This window comes from Mesorhizobium sp., assembly GCF_024509055.1.
In the GTDB taxonomy this organism is placed as follows: domain Bacteria; phylum Pseudomonadota; class Alphaproteobacteria; order Rhizobiales; family Rhizobiaceae; genus Mesorhizobium.
Map to the genome: position 1 here is coordinate 1 of NZ_JANINM010000212.1, position 3,086 is coordinate 3,086.

Below are 3,086 nucleotides of genomic sequence, written 5' to 3' on the forward strand. Positions count from 1 at the left end.
ATCACCGAGACGCCGGACAGGATGTGGCAGAACTCCCACTCGTCATAGACGATGCGCCATTTGCCGGGCGTCGATTCCCAGATGCCGGCATAGAGGCCGCCGTCGCGCTCCTCGACGTTCCAGGTACCGAATTTGGGGTCGCCGGAGATCAGGCGGTCCGGGGCCGGCGCGCCGGCCTCCAGTTCGACAGTTGCGGTATCGACCGCGAGGAAGGCTGACATCGGGATCAGACTTTCGCCAGCGCCTGCTCGAGATCCGCGACGATGTCGTTGATATCCTCGATGCCGACCGACAAGCGGACCGTATCCGGCCCGGCGCCGGCCTTCACCTTCTGCTCGTCGGAAAGCTGACGATGCGTGGTCGAGGCCGGATGGATGACCAGCGACTTGGTGTCGCCGACATTGGCGAGATGCGAGAACAGCTCCAGCGCTTCGACGAACTTGACGCCTGCTTCGTAGCCGCCCTTGAGGCCGAAGGTGAACACGGCGCCGGCGCCCTGCGGCGAATATTTCTTCTGTAGCGCATTGTTCTTGTCGCCGGGCAGGCCGGGATAGTTTACCCAGGCGACCTTCGGATGGTTGGAAAGCCAGCCGGCGACGCTCGCTGCGTTGTCGCAATGGCGCTGCATGCGCAGCGGCAGCGTTTCCAGGCCTGTCAAAAGCAGGAAGGCATTGAAGGGCGAGATCGCTGCACCGATGTCGCGAAGGCCGAGCACGCGCGCGGCAATCGCGAAGGCGAAGTTGCCGAAGGTCTCGTGCAGGACCATGCCGCCATATTCCGGGCGCGGCTGCGACAGCATCGGATACTTGCCGGACTTCGACCAGTCGAAGGTGCCGCCGTCGATAATGCCGCCGCCGATGGAATTGCCATGGCCGCCGATAAATTTGGTCAGCGAATGGACGACGACGTCGGCGCCATGCTCGATGGGGCGCACCAGGTAAGGCGAGGCCAGCGTATTGTCGACGATCAGCGGCAGGCCATGCCTGCGGGCGATGTCGCCGATCTTCTCGATGTCGACGAAGATGCCGCCGGGATTGGCAAGGCTTTCGATGAAGATCGCCTTGGTCCTGTCGTCGATCTGGCTTTCGAAAGTCGCCGGATCGTTTGCCTCGGCCCAGCGGACCTCCCAGCCGAAGTTCTTGAAGGCATGGCCGAACTGGTTGATCGAGCCGCCATAGAGCTTGTTGGCGGCGATGAAATTGTCGCCGGGCTGCATCAGGTTGTGGAAGACGAGCACCTGCGCGGCATGGCCGGAGGCCACGGCAAGCGCCGCGGTGCCGCCTTCGAGCGCGGCAAGGCGCTCCTCGAGCACCGCCTGAGTCGGGTTCATGATGCGGGTGTAGATGTTGCCGAAGGCCTTCAGCCCGAACAGCGAGGCGGCATGGTCGGCATCGTCGAAGACGAAGGAGGTGGTCTGGTAGATCGGCGTGGCGCGGGCGCCGGTTGCCGGATCGGGTTTGGCGCCGGCATGGACGGCTAAGGTGTTGAAACCGGGCGTACGGGTCATCGAAATCTCCCTCTCCTGATCTTCGAAAATCGCCGGGCATTCTTGGCGAAGCGCAACGCCGAATGCAAAGAAGAAAATACCTTTCGGCGTGCGATCTGCGGCGAACGTCCGGGAAAATCCATTTCTTCCCGGAATATTTTTGCGCGGCTTACGGCCAGGCTATTTCTGGCGAACGCCGAAGCTCTGGAAGCCCTGCCGCATCAAGGGCTTCTTGGACGACAACACGCCGGAATTGACACCGGTCCAGCCGATCTCGCCTGACAGCTTGCCGTACTCGATCTTCGGGCAGCGGTTCATCACCACCTTGATGCCGGCCGCCTCGGCGCGAGCGGCCGCCTCGTCATGGCGCACGCCGAGTTGCATCCAGATCACCTTGGGCAGCGGATCGAGCTTCAGCACCTGATCGACAATGCCCGGCACCGCCTGGGAAGCGCGGAAGATGTCGACCATGTCGACCGGCTGCGGCAGGTCGGCAAGGCTCGCATAGACCGTGCGGCCGAGAATCTCCTTGCCGGCGTGGCCGGGGTTGATCGGAAACACTGAAAAGCCTTTTGCGAGCAGATATTTCAGCACGAAATAGCTTGGCCGCACGTCGTTGGGCGAGGCGCCGACCATGGCGATCGTCTTCACCGAATTCAGGATGTCGGCGATGTAGGCATTGTCATAGGCGTCGTGATTCATGGCTCGTCCTCATACAGCGCTTCGGCGAGAAAGCCAGCCGGGTCGCTGCAGAAGTCGCGCATCATGCGAAAATGACCGGTGTCCTGAAAATCGACCTGATCGAGCCCGAAGCGGCTGATGCGGAAGAGCCGCGCGTTGGGGCAAGCCATCAGCAAGGGCGAATGAGTGGCCATGATCACCTGCGCGGTGCCGGATTGCTCCATGCGCCGGAGCAATTTCAACAGCTCGATCTGGCGCGTCGGCGACAGCGCGCTTTCGGGCTCGTCGAGGATGTATATGCCCTGACGGCGGCAACGCTCCTCGAAGAAGCGGATGAAACCCTCGCCGTGCGACCATGACAGGAAGTCAGGCGGCGCCGCCCCAACATCCAGTGCGGCTTGGTCAAGATAGCGCGATACGGAGTAGAAGGATTCGGCGCGGAAGAACCAGCCAGCGGTGACCTTCGGCAGCCAGTGCGCACGGAGCGCGGCGCTGAGTGAAGCGCCGCTTTTGTCGACGGCTCGAGAGTGGTCGATCGGCCGGTAGCCCTTTCCGCCGCCGGCTTCGTCGTAGCCGGCAAGCGCACCGACGGCTTCGAGCAGTGTCGATTTGCCGGTGCCGTTCTCGCCGACGACGATGGTGATGGCGCTGGTGAATTCAAACTCGAATTCGCGGCCGCGGAAGATCGGCAGGCTCCAGGGATATTGGTCCCAATCCGCGACGCGCGACGGCTCAAGCAGGATGCGCTTGAGATAAGGCGCTTTCAGCCGCGTCAGTTGCTTGCGGGCCGCCACATCAAGCCTTCAACATGGAAAAGAGCGGCTGCATTCCGGGCCGGCTATTCGTCTGTCCATTCCGGCTTGCGCTTGCCGATGAAGGCGCCGATGCCTTCCTCGGCGTCGCGCGCCAGCATGTTTTC

General features: G+C 62.6%; 4 protein-coding genes. All 4 read right to left on the minus strand.

From position 1 onward, the window contains the following. Positions 1-221 (minus strand): cupin domain-containing protein (locus Q0L57_RS09855; protein WP_296741716.1); only part of this gene is annotated, 221 nt, incomplete at its 3' end. A gap of 5 nt (positions 222-226) precedes the next feature. Beyond that, positions 227-1,507 carry an O-acetylhomoserine aminocarboxypropyltransferase gene (locus Q0L57_RS09860; protein ID WP_296741719.1) on the minus strand — a complete coding sequence of 427 codons (1,281 nt, stop codon included), beginning with the start codon at positions 1,505-1,507 and terminating at the stop codon, positions 227-229. Between the two features lie 159 nt (positions 1,508-1,666). Next, on the minus strand, positions 1,667-2,188 hold the full coding sequence (locus Q0L57_RS09865) for a CoA-binding protein (RefSeq protein ID WP_296741721.1): 522 nt from the start codon (positions 2,186-2,188) through the stop codon (positions 1,667-1,669). Then, on the minus strand, positions 2,185-2,961 hold the full coding sequence (locus Q0L57_RS09870; protein ID WP_296741723.1) for an AAA family ATPase: 777 nt from the start codon (positions 2,959-2,961) through the stop codon (positions 2,185-2,187). The genes Q0L57_RS09865 and Q0L57_RS09870 overlap by 4 nt, the downstream gene beginning before the upstream one ends. Positions 2,962-3,086: the final 125 nt, after the last annotated feature.

Bases quoted from the DNA above. Each gene is read 5' to 3' on its own strand.
- Q0L57_RS09860 (WP_296741719.1), bottom strand. From the start codon at position 1,507: ATGACCCGTACGCCCGGTTTCAACACCTTAGCCGTCCATGCCGGCGCC.
- Q0L57_RS09865 (WP_296741721.1), bottom strand. From the start codon at position 2,188: ATGAATCACGACGCCTATGACAATGCCTACATCGCCGACATCCTGAAT.